Raw genomic sequence first — 23,980 nt, 5'->3', positions numbered from 1 at the left:
CACCGCCATCCGGCAATCACCGGAACCGTTATGCTTCAACCTGCTGTGACCCATCTTCCTCATTACTCTCTTCCAGCAAGCCTTCGTTTTGAGCCAGCATCGCCGTCGCAATACCGTTGCCCAACACATTAATGGCGGAACGGCCCATGTCGAGAAAATGGTCGATGCCCATCAGTAGCAAAATGCCGGCGACGGGAATGTTAAAGCTCGGAATCGTTGCCGCCAATACCACTAACGCGGAACGCGGGACGCCGGCAATACCTTTTGATGCCAGCATCAGCGTGAGCATCAGGACGCTAATCTCGGCAAATGACAGAGGGATATTGTAAGCCTGCGCGATAAACATCGACGCGAATGAGCAGTAGACCATCGAGCCGACCAGGTTGAAGGAATAGCCAATCGGCAGCACGAAAGAGACGATGTTGCGCGAGCAGCCAAACTTCGTCAGTTGCTCCAGGGTTTTCGGATAGGCTGCTTCAGAACTGCTGGTGGTAAAGGCGACCAGCACCGGATCTTTCAGCAGGCTGACGAGACGAAAGATTTCTTTCTTCAACACCAGATAGCCTATCGCCAGCAGCACCAGACAGGTCAGCAAAATCGCGACGTAATAGCCGCCAATGAATGAAGCGTAATTAAGCAAAATGCCCAATCCTTCGGTGGCGATCACCGAGGAGATGGCGGCAAAAATCGCCAGCGGGGCGACGTACATCACGTAGCCGGTTACTTTCAGCATAATGTGGGAAACCACGTCCAGCGCCGTCACCAGCGGGGCATTGAATTTTTCGCCCAACGACGCGCCGCCAATCCCGAAGAACATCGAGAACACCACGATTTGCAAAATTTCGTTATCGGCCATCGCACCGGCAATGCTGGTGGGAATGGTATGCGACAGAAAGCCTTTCAGGCTCATCCCGCCGACGGCGAGACCGGTATCGACCGCTTCTTTAGGGATAGCCAGATTGAGCCCGCTGCCGGGTTGTTCCAGAGTGACAATAAACAGACCCACCAGAATGGAGAGAATAGAGGAACTGATGAACCAGATCATCGCTTTGCCCCCCACACGCCCGATGGTGGACGTCTCGCCAAGACGCATAATGCCCACGGTCAGGGTGCTGAACACCAGCGGAGCGATAACCATCTTAATCAGACGTAAGAAGATGTCGGTGAGAAGGGTGATGTTATCCGACCAGGCGGCAATAACGCTTTCGGATGTATAAGAGTGAATAACCGCACCAGACACAATACCTGCCAGCATGAAAATCACGATGAATATCGTGAGCTTATTTGCATTTGCCACTAAAAGTCCCTCGGGCTGAATTTAACAATTTCTTATCAGCGATCCATATTTTTTATGTATATAACAGCGCTGAATCATTTCCTACCTAACCTGGAGTATTCCGCCGCGGGTTACAACTATTTTTTATTATTTGCTTGTTTTGTTGCACTCATGACCGCGTATTTTTATCCACGGGGTGGCATAAAACGTCTGTGACTGGCAGCCATGCGTCTGCTATCTCAGTGACAGGGTTGAGTGGATATCGCCTTCTGCGCGGGATTTCCCTTTCGCAAACGTAAAGTTCTTATCAAGGGTGCCGATAACGTTGATAACTCGTTTTCAGGAAGGTGCCTTATGTTTAACCGTATCCGCGTTGTCACAATGCTGATGATGGTGCTGGGGGTTTTCGCACTGCTACAGCTTGTCTCTGGTGGTCTGCTGTTTTCGTCTTTACAGCAGAATCAAAAAAGTTTTGTTATTTCCAACGATCTACGCCAACAGCAAAGTGAACTGACCTCGACATGGGATCTGATGCTGCAAACGCGTATTAACCTCAGCCGCTCCTCCGCTCGCATGATGATGGACGCGAACAATCAGCAGAGTAGCGCAAAAAATGACCTCCTGAAGAGTGCGAAAGCATCGCTCGCGCAGGCGGCGGAGCATTACACCAGGTTTAAATCTATCGATCCTCTGCCGGAGATGGCGGAAGTCAGCAGTAATGTGGACGAGAAATACCAGAAATATTTCGCGGGGTTAACGGAACTGGTGCAGTTCCTCGAAAACGGCAACATGGATGCCTTTTTCGCGCAGCCCACGCAAGGGATGCAAAACGGTCTCGGCGAAGCGAAGAGCAAATATGCCAGCGTCAGCGAAAAACTCTATCGCCAGGCATTTGATGAAAGCGCTCGTGATTACCAGTTTGCGCAGTGGCAGCTTGGCATCCTCGCGGTGGTGCTGGTCCTGATTCTGGTGGTGGTGTGGTACGGCATTCGTCACACCTTGCTCAACCCGCTCTCAAGAGTCATCGCGCATATTCGTGAGATAGCTGGCGGCAACCTCACTAACACCCTGACCGTTGCCGGACGTAATGAGATTGGCGAACTGGCCGGTAGTGTCGATCACATGCAGCGCTCGCTGGTGGAAACCGTCACCCAGGTGCGTGAAGGCTCTGATGCCATCTACTCCGGTACTACGGAAATCGCCACCGGTAACACCGATCTTTCATCGCGGACCGAACAGCAGGCGTCGGCGCTGGAAGAGACGGCGGCCAGCATGGAAGAGTTGACCGCGACGGTGAAACAGAACGCCGATAACGCACGGCAGGCATCGCAACTGGCGCAGAGCGCGTCGGAAACCGCACAGCACGGCGGAAAAGTAGTGGATAACGTCGTCAAAACGATGCACGAAATCGCCGGCAGTTCGAAGAAAATTGCCGACATTATCAGCGTCATCGACGGGATTGCCTTCCAGACCAATATCCTCGCACTGAACGCAGCGGTGGAAGCTGCACGGGCGGGCGAGCAGGGCCGTGGCTTTGCCGTGGTAGCGGGTGAGGTTCGAAACCTGGCCAGCCGCAGTGCCAATGCGGCAAAAGAGATCAAAGCGCTGATTGAAGACTCCGTCTCGCGTGTGGATACCGGCTCGGTGCTGGTAGAGAGCGCGGGCGAGACCATGAACGATATCGTTAATGCGGTGACCCGGGTGACCGACATTATGGGCGAAATTGCCTCAGCTTCGGATGAGCAAAGCCGCGGCATCGATCAGGTGGCGCTGGCGGTTTCTGAAATGGACCGCGTGACGCAGCAAAACGCCGCGCTGGTGCAGGAATCCGCCGCCGCCGCTGCCGCGCTGGAAGAACAGGCCAGCCGCCTGACGATGGCGGTATCCGCATTTCGCCTTGCCGCACGTCCTTATGCGGTAAAAACCAAAGAAGAACGGACTTCTGCTGACGTGCCCCGCACCGCGCAGAAGCCCACGTTAAGCATGGAGCACGATACTCACTGGGAAACATTTTGACTGATATTTAATACTGCGGCCGTTGCCGCCTGATGGGAGCGTTGATGTTTAATCGTATTCGAATCTCGACCACGCTGTTTTTAATTTTGATCCTCTGCGGTGTATTGCAGATTGGCAGTAATGGCTTGTCTTTCTGGGCATTTCGGGACGGTTTTCAAAGCCTGAATCAGGTCGAGCAGAGTAATCAGCAACGTGCGGCGCTGGCACAAACGCGCGCCGTTTTATTACAGGCGAGTACCGCCCTCAACAAGGCCGGGACATTAACGGCGCTGAGCTATCCGCCCGATGACATCAAAAGCCTGATGGTTATCGCGCGCGAAAGTCTGGCGCAGTCCGCCACGCTGTTCAGTAGCTTCAGGGCTATCGAGGCGAATACGGAATCAGGCAAAGCGCTGCAGGACGCAACGGAGAAAAGCTTCACTCAGTGGCACAGCGATCTGGAGCATCAGGCCACCTGGCTTGAAAACAACCAGCTGTCAGACTTTCTGACCGCGCCAGTGCAGGCGTCGCAGGATGCCTTTGATGTGAACTTCAACGCCTGGCAGCAGAACATTAATCATGTGCTGCTGGTGGCGGGGCAACAGAGCAAAAACAACTATCACATGTCGGCGGCGATCTTTATCAGCATGGTCATTATTGCCGCGCTGCTAACCACCGGCGCGCTGTTCTGGTCACGCAAAATGATCGTCCAGCCGCTGGCGATTATCGGCAGCCATTTTGACAGTATTGCCGAGGGGAATCTGGCGCGTCCGATTGCGGTTTACGGACGTAATGAGATTTCGGCGATTTTTGCCAGCCTGAAGGCGATGCAACAGGCGCTGCGGGAAACCGTGAGTGACGTGCGTCAGGGCAGTCTGGCGATGCACAGCGGGATTTCTGAAATCGCGATGGGCAATAACGATCTCTCCTCCCGCACCGAACAGCAGGCGGCTTCGCTGGCGCAGACGGCGGCCAGTATGGAGCAGTTAACCGCAACCGTCAGTCAGAACGCCGATAACGCGCGTCAGGCTTCCGGTCTGGCAAAAAGTGCGGCTGACACCGCGAAAACGGGCGGCGATCAGACCACGAAAGTCGCCAGCACGATGCAGGCCATTGCCGCCAGTTCGCAAAAAATTGGCGACATTATTGGGGTGATCGACGGCATTGCCTTTCAGACCAATATTCTGGCGCTCAACGCGGCGGTTGAAGCGGCGCGTGCCGGCGAGCAGGGGCGCGGGTTTGCCGTGGTTGCCGGCGAAGTACGTAACCTGGCGAGCCGCAGCGCCCAGGCGGCGAAAGAGATTAAAGGCTTGATTGAAGAGTCGGTGAACCGCGTCCAGCAGGGATCGCAACTCGTCGATACGGCTGCCCACACCATGACGGAAATCGTCAGGTCGGTCACGCGTGTGAACGACATCATGGGCGAGATCGCCTCGGCGTCAGATGAACAGCGCAGAGGAATCGAGCAGGTGGCGCAGGCCGTCACCCAGATGGATCAGGTGACGCAACAAAACGCCGCGCTGGTGGAAGAAGCCGCCGCCGCGACCGGACAACTCGCGCATCAGGCCGACACGCTGTCCGCCCGAGTAGCGGTATTCAAACTTGAAGAGCATGTGGTAACACACCAAGAATCGGCACCGCCGCAGGCTGTGCCCGTTGTATCCTGAATGTGATTGAGAAGGCGCTATGACATCATCTCTGCCCAACGGGCAAACGTCATTATTGTTACAGATGACCCAGCGCCTTGCGCTGTCCGACGCGCACTTTCGTCGGATATGTCAATTAATCTATCAGCGTGCGGGGATCGTGCTGGCGGACCACAAGCGGGATATGGTCTACAACCGCCTGGTTCGTCGACTGCGCACGCTGGGAATGGATGATTTTGGTCACTATCTCAGCGTGCTGGAGGCGAATCAAAGCAGCGCAGAATGGCAGGCTTTTATCAACTCGTTGACCACTAACCTGACCGCTTTTTTCCGCGAAGGACACCACTTTCCGGTGCTGGCTGAAAGCGCCCGTCGCCACAGCGGCGAATACCGGGTCTGGAGCGCGGCGGCATCGACCGGTGAAGAACCGTACAGTATCGCCATTACGCTGGCTGATACGCTGGGTATGGCGCCTGGGCGCTGGAAGGTTTTTGCCAGCGATATCGATACCGAAGTGCTGGAAAAGGCCCGCAGCGGGATCTATCGCCTGGACGAACTGAAAACGTTGTCGCCACAGCAGTTACAGCGCTATTTCATGCGCGGAACGGGCCCGCATGACGGACTGGTTCGCGTGCGTCAGGAGCTGGCAAGCCACGTCGAGTTCGCCGGGATTAACCTGCTCGATAAGCAGTACAACGTGCCGGGGCCGTTCGACGCTATCTTCTGTCGTAATGTGATGATTTATTTCGACAAAACGACGCAGCAGGACATTTTGCGCCGTTTTGTTCCTCTCCTTAAGCCTGATGGTCTGCTGTTTGCCGGGCATTCAGAAAACTTTAGTAACCTCGTGCGCGACTTTAGCCTGCGCGGACAAACGGTTTATGCGCTAAGTAAGGGTAAAGCATGAGTAAAATCAGGGTGTTGTCGGTCGATGATTCTGCATTGATGCGTCAAATCATGACTGAAATTATTAATAGCCATAGCGATATGGAGATGGTGGCAACCGCACCCGATCCGCTTGTCGCTCGTGACTTAATCAAAAAATATAACCCTGACGTGTTGACGCTGGACGTCGAAATGCCGCGGATGGATGGTCTCGATTTTCTCGAAAAGCTGATGCGGCTGCGTCCGATGCCGGTGGTGATGGTGTCGTCACTGACCGGGAAAGGGTCGGAAGTCACGTTGCGGGCGCTGGAACTGGGGGCGATCGATTTTGTCACCAAGCCGCAGTTGGGGATCCGCGAAGGGATGCTGGCCTACAGCGAGATGATCGCGGAGAAAGTGCGCACGGCGTCACGTGCAAGCCTGACGGCCCATAAACCACTTGCGGCGCCGGTCACCCTAAAGGCGGGACCGCTGCTCAGTTCGGAAAAATTGATAGCGATTGGCGCCTCGACAGGCGGTACCGAGGCGATTCGCCATGTGCTGCAACCGCTGCCGCTCTCCAGCCCGGCGGTCATTATTACGCAGCATATGCCGCCGGGCTTTACCCGCTCGTTCGCCGAGCGTCTGAACAAGCTGTGTCAGATCAGTGTGAAAGAGGCGGAGGACGGCGAGCGCGTTCTGCCAGGTCATGCCTACATTGCGCCGGGCGACAAGCATATGGAGCTGGCGCGCAGCGGGGCAAACTATCAAATAAAAATTCATGACGGTCCACCGGTTAACCGGCACCGACCGTCGGTGGATGTGCTGTTTCATTCGGTTGCGAAATATGCGGGGCGCAACGCCGTCGGGGTGATCCTGACGGGGATGGGCAACGACGGAGCCGCCGGAATGTTAGCGATGCACCAGGCGGGCGCCTGGACGATTGCGCAAAATGAAGCAAGTTGTGTGGTGTTCGGCATGCCGCGCGAAGCCATCAATATGGGTGGTGTCAGCGAAGTGGTCGATCTTAGTCAGGTAAGCCAGCAGATGCTGGCGAAAATCAGTGCCGGACAGGCAATACGTATTTGAATCAGGAGTAATTTTTTATGGCGGATAAAGAGCTTAAGTTTTTGGTTGTGGATGACTTTTCCACCATGCGTCGCATTGTGCGTAACCTGCTTAAGGAGTTGGGATTTAACAACGTGGAAGAGGCTGAAGATGGCGCCGATGCGTTGAATAAACTGCAGGCAGGTGGGTTTGGCTTTGTCATTTCCGACTGGAACATGCCGAATATGGATGGTCTCGAATTGCTGAAAACTATTCGCGCGGACAGTGGAATGTCATCCTTGCCGGTGCTGATGGTAACGGCAGAAGCGAAGAAAGAGAACATCATCGCGGCGGCGCAGGCCGGAGCCAGCGGCTACGTGGTGAAACCGTTCACCGCGGCGACGCTGGAAGAAAAACTCAATAAAATCTTTGAGAAACTGGGCATGTAAGGGGCTGACCATGATGCAACCACAGATTAAACCCGTAGATGAACATTCTGCCGGGGATATCATTGCCCGCATTGGTAGCCTGACCCGTATGCTGCGTGATAGCCTGCGCGAACTGGGGCTGGACCAGGCCATCGCCGAAGCGGCAGAAGCCATTCCCGATGCCCGCGATCGTCTGGACTACGTGGTGCAGATGACCGCGCAGGCCGCTGAGCGAGCGCTGAACAGCGTTGAAGCCTCTCAGCCGCATCAGGACGAAATGGAGAAAGGGGCGAAGGCGCTGAGCAAGCGCTGGGACGAGTGGTTTGAAAACCCGATTGAGCTCTCTGACGCCCGCGAACTGGTGACGGATACGCGCAAATACCTCGGTGATGTGCCCGGACATACCAGTTTCACCAACGCGCAACTGCTCGACATCATGATGGCGCAGGACTTCCAGGATCTGACCGGTCAGGTTATCAAGCGCATGATGGATGTGATTCAGGAGATCGAACGTCAGTTGCTGATGGTGCTACTGGAAAACATTCCGGAGCAGAGTTCCCGACCCAAACGCGAAAGTGAAAGCCTGCTGAATGGCCCGCAGGTCGATGCGACCAAAGCGGGCGTTGTCGCAAGCCAGGACCAGGTGGACGACCTGCTGGACAGCCTCGGGTTTTAGCTCTCATTGCCCGGTGGCACTTTGCTTATCGGGCCTACACACCTCATGTAGGCCCGATAAGATGCGCCGCATCGCCTCCGGCATTCACCATTAAGGCCATAAACCCCGCCTTTTTTGCTGCTTACTCTTGCCATTAACTCAATGCTGTTCTGGCATCATTTTCGCTCATAAGCCCATCCAGGATCTGATGCGTGTCCGAAGAGAACGACGACAAAACAGAAGCCCCCACTCCCCACCGACTTGAGAAAGCGCGGGAAGAGGGGCAGATCCCCCGTTCCAGAGAATTGACCTCACTGCTGATTTTGCTGGTGGGCGTCTGCATTATCTGGATTGGCGGCGAGTCGTTGGCCAGACGGTTATCGGGCATGCTGTCGGCGGGATTGCGCTTTGACCACAGCATGGTCAATGACCCCAACCTGATCCTCGGGCAAATTATTCTGCTGATTAAAGAAGCGATGATCGCGTTGCTGCCGCTGATCACCGGCGTGGTGCTGGTGGCGCTGATCTCGCCGGTCCTGCTCGGCGGTCTTGTTTTTAGCGGTAAATCGCTACAACCCAAATTTTCCAAGCTCAATCCACTACCCGGCATCAAACGCATGTTTTCCGCGCAGACCGGGGCGGAACTGCTGAAGGCGATTCTGAAATCCACGCTGGTGGGCAGCGTGACGGCACTCTACCTGTGGCATAACTGGCCGGAGATGATGCGCCTGATGGCGGAGTCTCCACGCACGGCGATGGGCAATGCGTTGGATCTTGTTGGCCTGTGTGCGCTGCTGGTGGTGCTGGGAGTGATCCCGATGGTCGGATTCGACGTGATTTTCCAGATCATGAGCCATCTGAAAAAATTGCGTATGTCACGCCAGGATATCCGTGACGAATTTAAACAGAACGAAGGCGACCCGCATGTGAAGGGGCGTATCCGACAGATGCAGCGCCAGGCGGCGAGTCGACGCATGATGAGTGATGTCCCGAATGCCGATGTCATCGTCACCAACCCGACTCACTACTCGGTGGCGCTGCAATACGACGAGAATAAGATGAGCGCGCCGAAAGTCGTGGCGAAAGGGGCCGGACTCGTGGCCCTGCGCATTCGTGAGATCGGCGCCGAGAACAAAATTCCCACCCTTGAAGCGCCGCCGCTGGCACGTGCGCTTTATCGCCATGCTGAGATTGGTCAGCAGATCCCTGGTCAACTCTACGCCGCCGTCGCGGAAGTGCTGGCCTGGGTGTGGCAGCTTAAACGCTGGCGACTCGCCGGTGGGGAACGTCCACCACAACCTGCAAATCTTCCGGTGCCTGAGGCTCTGGATTTTATGAACGAGAAGACTACCGATGGCTAATCTGGTCGCGATGCTGCGCCTGCCCAACAACATGAAAACCACGCAGTGGCAGATCCTTGCCGGGCCGATCCTTATCCTGCTGATCCTGTCGATGATGGTTCTGCCATTGCCGGCGTTCATCCTTGACCTGTTGTTTACCTTTAACATCGCGCTGTCGATTATGGTGCTGCTGGTGGCGATGTTCACTCAGCGCACGCTGGAGTTTGCCGCGTTTCCGACCATCCTGCTGTTCACCACGCTGTTGCGTCTGGCGCTGAACGTAGCCTCCACGCGTATCATTCTGATGGAAGGGCACACCGGCGCGGCGGCGGCAGGCAAGGTCGTTGAAGCGTTCGGCCACTTCCTGGTTGGCGGTAACTTTGCTATCGGTATCGTGGTGTTCGTTATTCTCGTCATTATCAACTTCATGGTTATCACCAAAGGTGCCGGGCGTATCGCTGAAGTGGGCGCGCGCTTCGTCCTTGACGGGATGCCGGGTAAACAGATGGCGATTGACGCCGACCTGAACGCCGGTCTTATCGGTGAAGATGAGGCGAAAAAGCGTCGTTCTGAAGTGACCCAGGAAGCTGATTTCTATGGCTCGATGGACGGTGCGAGTAAGTTCGTTCGTGGCGACGCCATCGCCGGTATTCTGATTATGGTGATTAACGTCGTGGGCGGTCTGCTGGTGGGCGTGCTGCAACACGGGATGACCATGGGGCACGCTGCGGAAAGCTATACCCTGCTGACCATCGGTGATGGTCTGGTTGCGCAGATCCCGGCGCTGGTGATCTCAACCGCGGCGGGTGTCATCGTCACCCGCGTCAGTACCGATCAGGATGTCGGCGAGCAGATGGTCGGGCAACTGTTCAGTAATCCCAGCGTAATGTTGCTCAGCGCCGCCGTACTGGGGTTGCTGGGGCTGGTGCCGGGCATGCCAAACCTGGTGTTCCTGATGTTTACCGCCGCGCTGTTGGGGCTGGCCTGGTGGATCCGGGGACGTGAGCAGAAGGCGCCTGTCGAGTCGCAACCGACTAAAGTTCCGGAAAACAACTCGGTGGTGGAAGCCACCTGGAACGATGTGCAACTGGAAGATTCTCTCGGTATGGAAGTGGGCTATCGCCTGATCCCGATGGTCGATTTTCAGCAGGACGGCGAACTGCTGGGGCGTATCCGCAGTATTCGTAAAAAGTTCGCCCAGGATATGGGCTTTCTGCCGCCGGTGGTGCACATCCGCGACAACATGGATCTGCAACCCGCGCATTATCGCATCCTGATGAAAGGGGTGGAGATTGGCAGCGGCGACGCCTACCCGGGACGCTGGCTGGCGATAAACCCAGGCACAGCGGCGGGGACATTACCCGGCGAACAGACGGTGGATCCGGCATTTGGTCTGGACGCTATCTGGATCGAAAGCGCCTTAAAAGAGCAGGCGCAGATCCAGGGCTTTACCGTGGTGGAGGCCAGTACCGTGGTCGCCACCCATCTCAACCATCTGATTGGTCAGTATGCGGCTGAACTGTTCGGTCGCCAGGAAGCGCAGCAACTGCTGGATCGCGTATCGCAGGAGATGCCGAAGCTGACCGAAGATTTAGTGCCGGGCGTGGTGACCCTGACCACGCTGCATAAAGTGTTGCAGAACCTGCTGGATGAAAAAGTGCCGATTCGCGATATGCGTACCATTCTGGAGACGCTGGCGGAACATGCGCCATTGCAGAGCGATCCGCATGAACTTACGGCGGTGGTCCGCGTGGCGCTGGGGCGCGCCATCACCCAGCAGTGGTTCCCGGGTAATCATGAAGTTAATGTGATTGGCCTCGATACCGCGCTCGAACGTCTGCTGCTGCAGGCGCTACAGGGTGGCGGTGGACTGGAGCCGGGCCTTGCCGATCGTCTGTTGGCGCAAACTCAGGAGGCGCTGTCCCGCCAGGAAATGCTGGGGGCGCCGCCGGTGCTGCTGGTTAACCATGCGTTGCGTCCACTGCTGTCGCGCTTCCTGCGTCGCAGCCTGCCGCAACTGGTGGTGCTGTCGAATATGGAACTGTCCGATAACCGTAACATCCGCATGACGGCAACGATTGGAGGTAAATAATGCGCAAACTGCTTTGGCTGTTACTTTTTCCGCTGGCGGTACAGGCTGCCGGGGAAGGGGCGTGGCAGGCCAGTAGTATCGGCATAACCCTGAATCATCGCGGTGTGGCGGCCTCGTCGGCACCGCTTTCATCCAGCCAGCCCGTCTCCGGTCTGATGACGCTGGTCGCCTGGCGATATGAACTTAATGGCCCGACGCCTGCCGGTTTACGCGTGCGCTTATGTTCACAATCGCGCTGTGTAGAGATAGAAGGGCAGAGCGGCACCACGCTGGCTTTCAGCAACGTACCCGCCGTTGAACCACTACGTTTTATCTGGGAAGTCCCCGGCGGTGGTCGCTTAATTCCTGCATTAAAAGTCCAGAGCAATCAGGTGATTGTGAACTATCGTTGACGGTTGTTTTCCTCATCAGGCAGGGGTGAAACTGCTGCCTGACTCGCATTTTTGACCTTGTCTTTTGATTGAAAAGAAACGCTGTTTTATAAATCGGTGACACGTGTTGCCGGTCTCTTTGTGTTTTTGCCATTTCACTCCCGCAGGTGGCAAAAACGAAAAGGTATCCCACTTTGTAAGCTTCTACTGTAGCCGTGTAAGAACTCCTTTGGCGCAGCCAACCGGCCGGGAGTCCCCCAACCATTTGCAGGGTTAACGGCAATGAAAACACGTAAAATTGGATTGGTGAATTATTTCGCCTATGGTTCAGGTGATTTTCTGGGAGCAGGCACGACGGCGCTCACGGCGGCCTGGCTGCTCTATTTCTATACGACGTTCTGTGGGCTTTCTCCTATTGAAGCGACCTTCATCTTTGCGGCTGCAAGGGTGCTTGATGCTATCGTCAGTCCACTGATGGGCTTTTTGACTGATAACTTCGGTTCCACCTGGTTCGGTAAACGCTTTGGTCGGCGTAAGTTCTTTATCTTGCTGGGGATCCCATGCGTATTCAGCTACTCGCTGATGTGGGTAGGGGATATGAGCTTTTGGTATTACCTGCTGACCTATCTGCTGTTTGATATCGTCTATACCATGATTCTGGTGCCTTACGAGACGCTGGTGCCGGAGATGACCGATGATTTCAAACAGAAAACCAAGTTTTCCGGCGCGCGTATCGGTATGGCGCAAATGTCCGCTATTCTGGCCTCTTTCCTGCCCGGTATTTTGTTAACGGCGTTCGGGAAGGACAACCCAATCTCTTTCTTTTATGCCAGCCTGGTGTTTTCGGTGCTGTGCGCACTGATGCTGACCTTTGTCTGGTTCTTTACCTGGGAACGCCCGCGTGAAGAGTGGACGGAAGCGGCGCTGCGGGCGGAAGAAGAGAAAAAAAGTCTCACCTTCGGCCAGAGCATGAACCGCCTGTTCGTAGAGTTAAGTTCTACACTGCGGATTAAGATTTTCCGTCAACATCTGGGGATGTATCTCGGTGGTTACATCGCGCAGGACGTGTTCAACGCCGTCTTTACCTACTATGTGGTGTTTGTCCTGATGCAGGAAGCGTCAATGGCGTCGAATTTGCTCGGCACGATGGCGATTTTCCAGTTCATTGCGGTTATCGCCATGATCCCGCTGTGCATCCGTTTTGGGCCCGCGCCGTCCTATCGAATGGTTGTGGTGTTGTTCGGTCTGAGCTCGCTCTCTTACGCGGTGCTTTACTACGCCGGATTGAGCGACATCTACTCTCTGTTGCTGCTGGTTTCTGCGGTAGCCGGTCTGGGCCGCGGCGGTATCAACTATGTTCCGTGGAACACCTACACCTACATTGCGGATGTGGATGAAGTCATTACCGGCCAGCGTCGCGAAGGGATTTTCGCCGGTATCATGACTCTGACGCGTAAAGCATCGCAGGCAGGAGCGGTGATGCTGGTCGGGATTGTCATGCAGATGTCGGGTTTTGTCTCCGGGCAACATACGCAACCCGAATCGGTCAGTCATACCATTTTGCTGATCCTCAGCTGCGGTACGCTGCTGGTGCTGGCCTGCGGCTTCCTGGTCTCCCTGCGCTTTAAACTGAATTTGCAGACTCACTGCACGCTGCGCGAAGAGACGGTGAAAATGCGCGAATCCGGTCGCGCAATGCCGGAAAGTATTACTCCGCAGGCACGCGCCACCGTCGAGATGCTTGCCGGACTGCCGTATGAATCACTTTGGGGTAACAACAACATTGGTTACCTGAATCGTAATAAACCCGCGGCTCCTTCGCTGAAGCAGGCCGCGATATGGAATTCGACTTATCACAGAGGTTAAAAATATGAAGGTTTGGCCTGTCAAACATAGCTCGTTACTGCGTCAGCCGGAACGGTTTATCTCACGGGAAGCGCTGAAAGCGTTAATTCAGACGGTGACGACCAATCTGGTGAATATCAAGGACGAGACGGGTCAATTTCTGCTGCGCCTGGACGACGGACGTGTGATAGACACCAAAGGCTGGGCAGGGTGGGAATGGACGCACGGCGTCGGGCTGTACGGGATGTATCAGTACTACCAGCAAACCGGCGACGAAACGATGCGCGACATCATCGACAACTGGTTTGCTGACCGTTTCGCCGAAGGGACCACCACCAAAAACGTCAACACGATGGCGCCGTTCCTGACGCTGGCGTATCGCTACGAGGAGACGCGTAATCCGGCGTATCTGCCGTGGCTCGACGCATGGGCGGAATGGGCGATGTATGAGATGCCACGCACCGATCACGGTGGTATGCAGCACATCACGCTGGCGGAAGAGAACCATCAGCAAATGTGGGATGACACCCTGATGATGACGGTACTGCCGCTGGCGAAAATCGGTAAGTTGCTTAAGCGTCCTGAATATGTGGAAGAGGCGACCTATCAGTTTTTGCTGCACGTACAGAATCTGATGGATCGGGAGACCGGCCTGTGGTTCCACGGCTGGAATTACGACGGGCATCATAACTTTGCCAGCGCCCGCTGGGCACGCGGCAATAGCTGGCTGACCATTGTGATCCCGGACTTCCTCGAACTGGTGGATCTGCCGGAAAATAACGCCGTGCGCCGTTATCTGGTGCAGGTGCTGAATGCGCAGATTGCCGCGCTGGCAAACTGCCAGGATGAGAGCGGGCTGTGGCATACGCTGCTTGACGATCCGCACTCCTACCTGGAAGCCTCCGCCACTGCAGGGTTCGCTTACGGAATTTTAAAAGCGGTACGCAAGCGTTATGTCAGTGCGGACTATGCCGACGTGGCGGAAAAAGCGATTCGTGGAATTGTGCGCAACATTTCCCCGCAAGGGGAGCTGCTGCAAACGTCTTTCGGTACGGGAATGGGCCACGATCTCGACTTCTATCGGGCGATTCCGCTGACGTCCATGCCCTACGGCCAGGCGATGGCGATGCTGTGTCTGACGGAGTATTTACGGAAGTATTTCTGATAGCCTGAATACGTACGGATTCGCGTTTAGGCCGGGTGACGGCTATGCCTTACCCGGCCTACAAACTACACGACATCAACCAGTGGTCCGTAGGCCTGATAAGCGAAGCGCCATCAGGCAGAGGTGTGTCATCATCCTCAACCCGACGTACGCTGATTTTTACCCTTTACATCCGCTCTACGGTTTCGATACCCAAGGTATCCAGACCCAGCTTCAACGTTTTTGCCGTCAACAGCGCCAGTTTCAGGCGGCTGTTACGGACTTCTTCGTTTTCTGCGCTCAGGATTGGGCAGTGTTCGTAGAAGCCTGAGAACAGACCGGCGACGTCATACAGGTAGGCACACATTACGTGCGGCGTCCCTTCACGCGCAACAACGGTCAGCGTCTCTTCGAACTGCAGCAGACGGGCAGCCAGTTGCGCTTCGCGATCTTCGCTGAGCTGCACCTTCGCGTTCGCCAGATCATTTTCATCCAGACCGGACTTACGGAATACCGACAGCACACGAGTGTAGGCGTACTGCATGTAAGGCGCGGTATTGCCTTCGAAGGCGAGCATGTTGTCCCAGTCGAAGATGTAGTCGGTGGTACGGTTTTTGGAGAGATCGGCGTATTTCACCGCGCCAATCCCGACGGCGTTGGCCAGTTTTTCCAGTTCGTCTGCCGGCATATCCGGGTTCTTCTCACTTACCAGACGACGGGCGCGTTCCAGCGCTTCGTCCAGCAGATCAGCCAGCTTCACTGTGCCGCCGGCGCGGGTTTTGAACGGTTTACCGTCTTTGCCCAGCATCATGCCGAACATGTGGTGTTCCAGCGGCACGGAGTCCGGAACGTAACCGGCTTTACGCACGATGGTCCACGCCTGCATCAGGTGCTGATGCTGACGGGAGTCGATGTAGTAGAGCACGCGATCGGCATGCAGCGTTTCATAACGGTACTTGGCGCAGGCAATATCGGTGGTGGTGTACAGATAGCCGCCATCTTTCTTCTGAATGATGACGCCCATCGGTTCGCCTTCCTTGTTTTTATACTCATCAAGGAATACGACGGTGGCGCCTTCGCTTTCGACGGCCAGACCTTTGGCTTTCAGATCGGCCACGATCCCCGGCAGCATTGGGTTGTACAGGCTTTCGCCCATCACATCGTCGCGGGTCAGGGTCACGTTCAGACGGTCATAGGTGATCTGGTTCTGGGACATGGTGATGTCGACCAGCTTGCGCCACATCTGCAGGAAGTACTCGTCGCCGCCCTGCAGTTTTACCACGTAGCTACGGGCGCGCTCGGCGAAGGCTTCATCTTCGTCGTAATGTTTTTTGGCTTCACGATAGAAACCTTCGAGGTCCGCCAGCGCCATTTCACCGGCGTTTTCCTGCTGCTGTTTTTCCAGATACGCGATCAGCATGCCGAACTGAGTGCCCCAGTCGCCGACGTGGTTGGCGCGAATAACATGGTGGCCGAGGAATTCCAGGGTACGCACGGCGGCATCACCGATAATGGTGGAACGCAGGTGACCGACGTGCATCTCTTTCGCCACGTTTGGCGCGGAGTAATCGACAACCACCGTCTGCTTCGCCGGTTTTGCCACGCCGAGACGATCGGAGGTCAGCGCCTGTTCTACGTGTTCCGCCAGGAATGCCGGGTCGAGGAAGATATTGATAAAGCCAGGGCCCGCGATTTCAACTTTGCTGGCGATACCGTTCAGATCCAGATGAGTCAGCACCTGCTCAGCCAGTTGTCGCGGCGCCATACCCAGTTTTTTAGCAACTGCCATCATGCCATTGGCCTGATAGTCGCCGAACTGTACTTTTGCTGACTGACGAACCTGCGGTTCGCAATCTGCAGGCGCGCCTGCAGCAATCATGGCCTGACTGACTTTTTCTGAGAGAAGAGCCTGAATATTCACCGGAATACCTTACGTTGATGAAGCGGGTTGATGTTGACCGCACCAGTTTAAGAATTAAGGGCGGGAGTATACTGCAAATGCCGCACTGCGTCAGCACCGCGCAGCCGTAAGCACGTACAGAAAATAAGCGTTAAAGGAGTGCATAAGCATGCATACCGCAAATCCTGCAATCTGCGGTTGGTTGCGAGAGGTCAACGGAGTAAATTAGCGGCTTTGAACACCGATAAGAGCTCTTATTATGGCGAACTGGCAGACCATTGACGAACTGCATGATATTTCCGCAGATTTACCGCGATTCACTCAGGCGTTCACAGAACTTTCCACTCGCCTCGGTCTGGATGTTGCACCGCTTGAGGCCGATCACATTTCTTTGCGCTGTCATCAGAACGCCACTGCTGAACGCTGGCGTCGAGGATTTGAACAATGTGGCGAGTTGCTGTCGGAAAATACCATTAACGGCAGACCGATTTGTCTGTTCAGACTGCATGAGCCGGTGTGCGTTGCGCACTGGCGTTTAAGCATTGTGGAACTGCCGTGGCCAGGCGAAAAGCGGTATCCTCATGAAGGGTGGGAACACATTGAGATTGTCCTGCCAGGCTCTCCTGAAACCCTGAATGCACGCGCACTGGCACTGCTTTCCGATGACGGGCTGAGCCAGCCGGGCATTTTTGTCAAAACCAGTTCACCGAAAGGGGAACACGAACGTCTGCCGAACCCGACGCTGGCGGTCACTGACGGGAAGGTCACCGTCAAGTTCCATCCGTGGTCGATTGAGGCAATTGTCGCCAGTGAACAGCAACAGGAGTGAATATGACATTGCTGGAAATCTGTTGTTACAGCATGGAGTGCGCGCTTACGGCGCAGCAAAACGGCGCGGACCGCATTGAACTGTGCGCCGCGCCAAAAGAAGGAGGCTTAACGCCATCACTGGGCGTGCTGCGCTCGGTTCGTCAGGCGGTGACGATTCCGGTGCATCCGATCATCCGGCCACGCGGTGGCGATTTTTGTTATACCGACGGTGAGTTCGCGGCGATGCTGGATGATGTACGAACCGTGCGTGAACTGGGTTTTCCCGGACTGGTGACAGGTATTCTTGATCCTGACGGTCATGTCGACATGCCACGCATGCGGCAGATTATGGACGAGGCGGGTCCTCTGGCTGTGACCTTCCATCGCGCGTTCGATATGTGCGCTAATCCGTTAAATGCGCTGAATAATCTTGCGGAGCTGGGTGTCGCCAGAGTGCTGACGTCAGGGCAAAAATCCGATGCGGTGCAAGGTTTAGCAAATATTATTGAACTTATCGCTCAACCCGGTGCTCCAATCATTATGGCCGGAGCGGGGGTTCGCGCAGAAAATCTGCCGCGTTTCCTGGATGCCGGAGTACGGGAAGTACACAGCTCCGCCGGAACCTTGCTGGTTTCACCCATGCGCTATCGCAATCAGGGGCTGTCGATGTCGACAGACAAGCAAGCGGATGAATATTCCCGCTATGCGGTAGACGGCAAGTCGGTTGCTGAGATGAAAGGAATCATTGTTCGCCATCAGGCCAAATGATTTTACCGTTGCATCATGTCGCCCAATATGATGCTTGCTCGTACCAGGCCCCTGCCCATTCAACAGGGGCCTTTTTTTACGCTAAATTTGCCTGATGAATGACGTTGTAGGCCGGGCAAGCGAAGCGCCCCGGCAAAATGCCGGATGCGGCTAATGTCTTATTCGGCCTATGACTCTTAACATCACGGCTTACGCGCAATTAATACGGCACGTAACGGGGCGGGGTAGCCTTCAACAGTTTTGCTGTGATCGTTCGGGTCGAGGAAATCGGCCAGCGACTCGGTGACCATCCACTCGGTACGACGCTGCTCTTCGGTCGTCGTCACGCAGACATCCGCGATGCGAACATCAACGAAGCCGCATTTTTCCAGCCAGTTTTTCAACGCCAGCGCGGAAGGAATGAAATAGACGTTGCGCATCTGCGCGTAGCGATCACCCGGCACCAGCACAGTGTTCTCATCGCCTTCAACGACCAGCGTTTCCAGCACCAGTTCGCCGTCTTTCACCAGTTGATCTTTCAGTTGCCAGAGATGCTCCAGTGGCGAACGACGATGATACAGCACGCCCATCGAAAAGACGGTATCAAACGCATTCAGAGCCGGAAGTTGTTCTATCCCCAGCGGCAGCAGATGCGCCCGCTGATCGCTGCCCAACAGTTTACGCACCGCTTCAAACTGGCACAGAAACAGTTGCGTCGGGTCAATGCCGACAGCCAGATGCGCACCCGCGCCAATCATGCGCCACATATGGTAGCCGCTGCCGCAACCCACATCCAGAATCGTGCGACCGGTCAGATCCGACAGATGCGGCAGTACGCGATCCCATTTCCAGTCAGAGCGCCATTCGGTATCAATGTTTACGCCATACAGCGAGTATGGCCCTTTACGCCATGGCATCAGATTTCGCATCAGGGTGTCGATACGCTTGATCTGCCCCGGGCTCAGCGGCGCTTCACTTTCCGCCGTCACGCTGTGCAATAAATCCAGACGGTATGGCGTCAGTTCCGGCAGAAACTCCACCGCGTTTGACCACTGCTTAAACAGGCCATGCTGATCGCGCTGCCAGGCGGCAATCTGCGCGGGTAGCGTTTCCAGCCAGTGGGAAAGGTGATTTTTGGCAATCAGCTGATAGAAGTTACCAAAGTCGATCATGCGCTCGCCTCAGCTTTTAATGCCACCAGTGAGCCAAAGTTAAAGCACTGGAACCACAGTTCGCTGTGCTCAAAACCGGCCTGATGCAGGCGCGCTTTATGGGTTTCGACGGAATCGGTCAGCATCACGTTTTCCAGCATGCTGCGCTTCTGGCTGATCTCCAGTTCGCTGTAGCCGTTGGCTCGCTTAAAGTCGTGGTGCATGTTGAACAGCAATTCGCCCACTTTCGCATCTTCGAAGCTGAATTTTTCCGACAGCACCAGCGCGCCGCCCGGATTCAGCCCCTGATAAATCTTATCCAACAACGCCTGGCGCTCCGGTGGCTCAAGGAATTGCAGGGTAAAATTCAGTACCACCATTGAAGCGTTTTCGATGTCGATAGTGCGAATGTCGCCTTCCACCACCTCAACTGGCGTGGGTGCCTTGTAAGCATCAATATGACGGCGGCAGCGTTCGATCATCGCCGGGGAGTTATCAACGGCGATAATTTTGCAGTTTTCATGATGGATATTGCGACGCACCGAGAGCGTCGCCGCACCCAACGAACAGCCCAGGTCGTAGACCTGCGTATCTGGCTGTACAAAGCGCTCGGCAAGCATGCCAATCATCGAAATGATATTGGAATAGCCGGGAACAGAACGCTGGATCATATCCGGGAAGACTTCGGCTACCCGTTCATCAAAGGTCCAGTCGCCCAGGCTGGCGATAGGCGCAGAAAAAAGCGTGTCGCGGTGAGACATAACGTAAAAATCCGGGAAAAATAAAGTGGCGTATTGTGCGCTAATGCAGGGAGAAAACCAACTCCCAGGGCATATACCAAAGGTTTGCCAGCACCATCAGCAACAAGGCGCACCAGGTGGCGCTGATGCCGGAGCGACGCCAGCGGAACAGACGGTGATGGAAACCGTAATAATGCATCAGCCGACCCACGAGCAGAATAGTGCCGCAGATATGCACCATCCAGGTTTCAGCGCCGTTCATTTCCATAAACAGCAGCAGCACTAACGCGACGGGAATATATTCCACCGCATTACCATGAATGCGAATAGCAGTCTGGAGTTCACTGAAGCCGCCGTCACCATAGGCAACGCGGTATTGCATCCGCAGGCGGACAACGTCAAAAGAAAACTTCATCAACAACAACGCACCCAAAACGGCATACAGCGCGCTTACCATACAAACTCCCTTTAAAATGGCTGATGGCACTGTCTATGATAGGTGGCAATTTCAGAAAAGAGAAGATTGCTGTGGAATGGACGGAGCAGTTCCGATATCCGGTAAGACGTCTTGCAAGTCCTGCCACAGGGTATCGACCAGTTCCGGAGCCTGTGCGATATCCGGGGTATGCAAAAAGAGATACGGCGTGGTGGCCTGTTCCCAGAGCGGTAATTTTTTTAGCCAGTCGGCAAAGAATTCCCGGTTTTGCTGCATATCATCGCTGCCGATAAAGCGCACCAGCGGATGGTTCGCGGTCACTACCGCATGAACCGGCAGTTTCGGTTTCTTGCGCTGGGCGTCGCGGATGGCTTCATTATGTGGACGGGCCGCGTGTACCGGACGGCTGTCGAGGATAACCCGATTCACCCCGCGCTGATGCAATCCGCTATTGAGCTGCTGTTCAGCGTCACCTTTAGCGAAAAATTCAGGATGGCGGACTTCGACGCCGTAGGTAAACGCCTGTGGTAAGGCATCAAGAAAATGCCAGAGAGCAGGGAGATCGCGTGGGCCAAAGGTGGCGGGCAATTGCAGCCAGTACTGACCGATGCGGCTTTCCAGCGGCGACATCCGGGTCAGGAATTCGTGGAGCAGATCATCGCAATTGCGCAGAGCCGCCTGATGGGAAATGGTCGCCGGGAATTTAAAACAGAAACGAAACGCATCCGTGGTCTGGGCGTACCAGCGTGCCACAATCTCCGCTTTTGGCAGCGCGTACAGCGTTGTATTGCCCTCCACACAGTTGAAGTGGCGGGCATACTCTTCAAGACCGGTGATCCCAAGACGCACCCATTTTGGGTGCGACCATTGCGGCAGACCAATGTAGATCATAAGGCGTTGACGATCTCTTCTGTGCTGCGCACACGCGCAATACGAGGGAAGATATGCGTCAGGCTGTTCTGATGCTGGTCGGCGCTGGCGGCGCTACAGGCGTCTTCGGCAATCACCAGGCTAAAGCCCAGTTCCCAGGCGTTACGTGCGGTGGACTCGACGCCGATGTTGGTCGAAATCCCGCACAGTACGATGGTGTCGATACCGCGGCGGCGTAACTGAAGCTCAAGATCCGTGCCATAGAATGCGCCCCACTGGCGCTTGGTGACTTCCAGATCGCTGTCGGCTTTGCCCAGCGCTGGCGGATAGGCCCACCAGTTTTCCGGCAACGTTTTGGCTGGTGCCTGTGCATCAACGGGTTGTTTAAGCGCTTCGGCGTAATCATCAGACCAGCCCACACGGACCATCACCACCGGGGAGCCGTTAGCACGAAACGTCTGTGCCAGACGGGCGGCGCGCGCGACCACGTCACTGGCGCCATGAGGGCCGCCGGCAAAGGGCAGGATCCCTTCCTGCAGGTCAATAATGACCAGGGCTGTTGTTTTAGCGTTCAGTTGTAACATCATAACTCCCGTCATAAATCAAAGTTCCGATACACCTTAATCGCGATTGGGTGTGTAAGGAGCGACAATTTTTGTTATTTTTTGTGAGAATACGCAATGCCCGTCCAGGAAACAGGCGTACAGTCAGTACCGGGCTTATCGTGCGGCTGAATTTCCAGTATAATAGCCGCCTTTTTTCATTCAGTTGTGACATACAGTTAAAGCTGCGACATCGTGGCCTGCAAGACAGGCGACAATCCGCCTGCGGCTAATTAAGGGATATCTCATGCGTACAGAATATTGCGGACAGCTCCGTTTGTCCCACGTGGGGCAGCAGGTGACTCTGTGTGGTTGGGTCAACCGTCGTCGTGATCTTGGTAGCCTGATCTTCATCGACATGCGCGATCGTGAAGGTATCGTGCAGGTGTTTTTCGATCCGGATCGTGCGGACGCGTTAAAGCTGGCCTCTGAACTGCGTAATGAGTTCTGCATCCAGGTGACGGGCACCGTGCGTGCGCGTGACGAGAAAAACGTCAACGGTGAGATGGCCACCGGCGAAATTGAAGTGCTGGCCTCTTCGCTGACGATCATCAACCGTGCAGAATCACTGCCGCTTGACTCTAACCACGTGAACACCGAAGAAGCGCGTCTGAAGTACCGCTATCTGGATCTGCGTCGCCCGGAAATGGCTCAGCGCCTGAAAACCCGCGCGAAGATCACAAGCCTGGTACGTCGCTTTATGGACGACCACGGTTTCCTCGATATCGAAACCCCGATGCTGACCAAAGCCACACCGGAAGGCGCGCGTGACTATCTGGTTCCTTCGCGTGTACACAAAGGTAAATTCTACGCGCTGCCGCAGTCTCCACAGTTGTTCAAACAGCTGCTGATGATGTCCGGCTTTGACCGCTATTATCAGATTGTTAAATGCTTCCGCGACGAAGACCTCCGTGCTGACCGTCAGCCTGAATTCACCCAGATCGATGTGGAAACCTCCTTCATGACTGCCGAACAGGTGCGTGAAGTGATGGAAGCGCTGGTGCGCAGTCTGTGGCAGGACGTAAAAGGCGTGGACCTGGGCGACTTCCCGGTCATGACCTTTGCCGAAGCCGAGCGTCGTTACGGCTCCGACAAACCGGACCTGCGTAATCCGATGGAACTGGTGGATGTGGCCGACCTGCTGAAGGCCGTAGAGTTTGCTGTGTTCTCCGGACCGGCGAACGATCCGAAAGGCCGTGTTGCTGCGCTGCGTGTACCGGGCGGGGCGAGTTTAAGCCGTAAGCAGATCGACGACTACGGTAACTTCATTAAGATCTACGGTGCAAAAGGTCTGGCTTATATCAAAGTTACCGAGCGAGCGAAAGGCCTGGAAGGCATCAACAGCCCGGTGGCGAAGTTCCTCAACGCGGAAATCGTGGAAGCCATCCTTGAGCGCACAGGCGCACAAGATGGCGATATGATTTTCTTCGGCGCGGACAACAAGAAAGTGGTGGCCGACGCGCTGGGCGCGCTGCGTCTGAAACTGGGTAAAGACCTGGCTCTGACTGACGAAACGAAATGGGCGCCGCTGTGGGTCATCGACTTCCCAATGTTCGAAGACGACGGCGAAGGCGGCCTGACCGCGATGCACCACCCGTTCACCTCACCGAAAGACATGACGGCTGCAGAACTGAAAGCGGCGCCAGAAGGCGCGGTGGCGAATGCCTACGATATGGTTATCAACGGCTACGAAGTCGGTGGTGGTTCCGTGCGTATTCACAGCGGTGAAATGCAGCAGACCGTGTTTGGCATTCTGGGCATTAATGAACAGGAACAGCGTGAGAAGTTTGGCTTCCTGCTCGACGCGTTGAAATACGGTACGCCGCCGCACGCGGGTCTGGCCTTCGGTCTTGACCGTTTGACCATGCTGCTGACCGGCACCGATAATATTCGTGATGTTATCGCCTTCCCGAAAACCACCGCTGCGGCGTGTCTGATGACCGAAGCGCCGAGCATCGCTAACCCGGCAGCACTGGCTGAACTGGGTATCGACGTGGTGAAAAAGGAAGAGAAAAACTGAT

21 protein-coding genes are annotated in these 23,980 nt (G+C 55.5%); 14 read left to right on the top strand and 7 right to left on the bottom strand.

The window, feature by feature from the left end; genetic code table 11:
- Window positions 1–28 precede the first annotated feature (28 nt).
- Window positions 29–1,297 carry a dicarboxylate/amino acid:cation symporter gene (locus tag QNN88_RS02240; RefSeq protein ID WP_414238789.1) on the bottom strand — a complete coding sequence of 423 codons (1,269 nt, stop codon included), beginning with the start codon at window positions 1,295–1,297 and terminating at the stop codon, window positions 29–31.
- 333 nt (window positions 1,298–1,630) lie between these two features.
- Between QNN88_RS02240 and tar the strand changes: the two genes are divergently transcribed.
- From tar to QNN88_RS02185, 11 genes are all read left to right on the top strand, one after another.
- Window positions 1,631–3,292, top strand: coding sequence for a methyl-accepting chemotaxis protein II (gene tar, locus QNN88_RS02235; RefSeq protein ID WP_414238788.1), 1,662 nt, complete (start codon window positions 1,631–1,633; stop codon window positions 3,290–3,292).
- Between the two features lie 44 nt (window positions 3,293–3,336).
- Window positions 3,337–4,938, top strand: a complete 1,602-nt coding sequence (tap, locus tag QNN88_RS02230) for a methyl-accepting chemotaxis protein IV (protein ID WP_414238787.1) — start codon at window positions 3,337–3,339, stop codon at window positions 4,936–4,938.
- A 19-nt stretch (window positions 4,939–4,957) separates the two neighbouring features.
- Complete coding sequence (gene cheR / locus QNN88_RS02225) at window positions 4,958–5,824, top strand: protein-glutamate O-methyltransferase CheR (RefSeq protein WP_414238786.1); 867 nt, start codon at window positions 4,958–4,960, stop codon at window positions 5,822–5,824.
- Window positions 5,821–6,870: a protein-glutamate methylesterase/protein glutamine deamidase gene (gene cheB / locus QNN88_RS02220; protein WP_414238785.1), complete on the top strand. Its 1,050-nt coding sequence runs from the start codon at window positions 5,821–5,823 to the stop codon at window positions 6,868–6,870. The genes cheR and cheB overlap by 4 nt, the downstream gene beginning before the upstream one ends.
- A 17-nt stretch (window positions 6,871–6,887) precedes the next feature.
- Window positions 6,888–7,277 (top strand): chemotaxis response regulator CheY, encoded by a 390-nt coding sequence (cheY, locus tag QNN88_RS02215; RefSeq protein WP_414238784.1) that lies wholly within the window; start codon window positions 6,888–6,890, stop codon window positions 7,275–7,277.
- 10 nt (window positions 7,278–7,287) lie between these two features.
- Window positions 7,288–7,932 (top strand): protein phosphatase CheZ, encoded by a 645-nt coding sequence (cheZ, locus tag QNN88_RS02210; protein WP_043000339.1) that lies wholly within the window; start codon window positions 7,288–7,290, stop codon window positions 7,930–7,932.
- A 191-nt stretch (window positions 7,933–8,123) separates the two neighbouring features.
- A complete protein-coding gene (flhB, locus tag QNN88_RS02205) occupies window positions 8,124–9,272 on the top strand; it encodes a flagellar biosynthesis protein FlhB (protein ID WP_414238783.1) in 1,149 nt (382 codons plus the stop codon).
- Window positions 9,265–11,343, top strand: coding sequence for a flagellar biosynthesis protein FlhA (gene flhA / locus QNN88_RS02200; protein WP_414238782.1), 2,079 nt, complete (start codon window positions 9,265–9,267; stop codon window positions 11,341–11,343). Before flhB ends, flhA begins: the two co-directional genes overlap by 8 nt.
- Complete coding sequence (gene flhE, locus QNN88_RS02195; RefSeq protein WP_414238781.1) at window positions 11,343–11,735, top strand: flagellar protein FlhE; 393 nt, start codon at window positions 11,343–11,345, stop codon at window positions 11,733–11,735. Before flhA ends, flhE begins: the two co-directional genes overlap by 1 nt.
- A 261-nt stretch (window positions 11,736–11,996) precedes the next feature.
- The gene (locus QNN88_RS02190; protein WP_414238780.1) at window positions 11,997–13,580 is read left to right on the top strand and encodes an MFS transporter; all 1,584 of its coding nucleotides are present in this window, start codon (window positions 11,997–11,999) and stop codon (window positions 13,578–13,580) included.
- 4 nt (window positions 13,581–13,584) lie between these two features.
- Window positions 13,585–14,724: a glycoside hydrolase family 105 protein gene (locus tag QNN88_RS02185; protein WP_102601514.1), complete on the top strand. Its 1,140-nt coding sequence runs from the start codon at window positions 13,585–13,587 to the stop codon at window positions 14,722–14,724.
- 166 nt (window positions 14,725–14,890) lie between these two features.
- Here the strand turns inward: QNN88_RS02185 and argS are convergent, their stop codons facing one another.
- A complete protein-coding gene (gene argS, locus QNN88_RS02180; protein ID WP_414238779.1) occupies window positions 14,891–16,624 on the bottom strand; it encodes an arginine--tRNA ligase in 1,734 nt (577 codons plus the stop codon).
- 238 nt (window positions 16,625–16,862) lie between these two features.
- On the opposite strand from argS, the gene QNN88_RS02175 reads away from it, so the two are divergent.
- Window positions 16,863–17,432 carry a VOC family protein gene (locus QNN88_RS02175; protein WP_414238778.1) on the top strand — a complete coding sequence of 190 codons (570 nt, stop codon included), beginning with the start codon at window positions 16,863–16,865 and terminating at the stop codon, window positions 17,430–17,432.
- A 2-nt stretch (window positions 17,433–17,434) separates the two neighbouring features.
- Entirely contained in the window at window positions 17,435–18,181 is a 747-nt protein-coding gene (gene cutC, locus QNN88_RS02170; RefSeq protein WP_414238777.1) for a copper homeostasis protein CutC, read from the top strand.
- Window positions 18,182–18,363: 182 nt separating this feature from the next.
- On the opposite strand, the gene cmoB is transcribed toward cutC, so the two are convergent.
- The 5 genes from cmoB to QNN88_RS02145 are packed head-to-tail and all read right to left on the bottom strand — an operon-like array spanning window position 18,364 to window position 21,941.
- Complete coding sequence (cmoB, locus tag QNN88_RS02165; protein WP_414238776.1) at window positions 18,364–19,332, bottom strand: tRNA 5-methoxyuridine(34)/uridine 5-oxyacetic acid(34) synthase CmoB; 969 nt, start codon at window positions 19,330–19,332, stop codon at window positions 18,364–18,366.
- Window positions 19,329–20,072, bottom strand: a complete 744-nt coding sequence (gene cmoA / locus QNN88_RS02160; protein WP_414238775.1) for a carboxy-S-adenosyl-L-methionine synthase CmoA — start codon at window positions 20,070–20,072, stop codon at window positions 19,329–19,331. Before cmoA ends, cmoB begins: the two co-directional genes overlap by 4 nt.
- Before the next feature lie 40 nt (window positions 20,073–20,112).
- Window positions 20,113–20,508 (bottom strand): MAPEG family protein, encoded by a 396-nt coding sequence (locus tag QNN88_RS02155; RefSeq protein ID WP_414238774.1) that lies wholly within the window; start codon window positions 20,506–20,508, stop codon window positions 20,113–20,115.
- A gap of 51 nt (window positions 20,509–20,559) precedes the next feature.
- Window positions 20,560–21,378: a DUF72 domain-containing protein gene (locus QNN88_RS02150; protein ID WP_414238773.1), complete on the bottom strand. Its 819-nt coding sequence runs from the start codon at window positions 21,376–21,378 to the stop codon at window positions 20,560–20,562.
- On the bottom strand, window positions 21,375–21,941 hold the full coding sequence (locus QNN88_RS02145) for a hydrolase (RefSeq protein ID WP_414239335.1): 567 nt from the start codon (window positions 21,939–21,941) through the stop codon (window positions 21,375–21,377). The genes QNN88_RS02150 and QNN88_RS02145 overlap by 4 nt, the downstream gene beginning before the upstream one ends.
- Before the next feature lie 265 nt (window positions 21,942–22,206).
- Here QNN88_RS02145 and aspS point away from each other — a divergent pair, with 265 nt between their 5' ends.
- Window positions 22,207–23,979: an aspartate--tRNA ligase gene (gene aspS / locus QNN88_RS02140; protein ID WP_414238772.1), complete on the top strand. Its 1,773-nt coding sequence runs from the start codon at window positions 22,207–22,209 to the stop codon at window positions 23,977–23,979.
- The last annotated feature ends 1 nt before the right edge of the window (window position 23,980 follow it).

Origin of the sequence: Citrobacter sp. ANG330 (assembly GCF_047467925.1) — a bacterium.
In the GTDB taxonomy this organism is placed as follows: Bacteria; Pseudomonadota; Gammaproteobacteria; order Enterobacterales; family Enterobacteriaceae; genus Citrobacter_A; species Citrobacter_A amalonaticus_G.
Note: the sequence above shows the minus strand (reverse complement) of the source record. Positions and strands in the feature narration are given on the sequence as shown.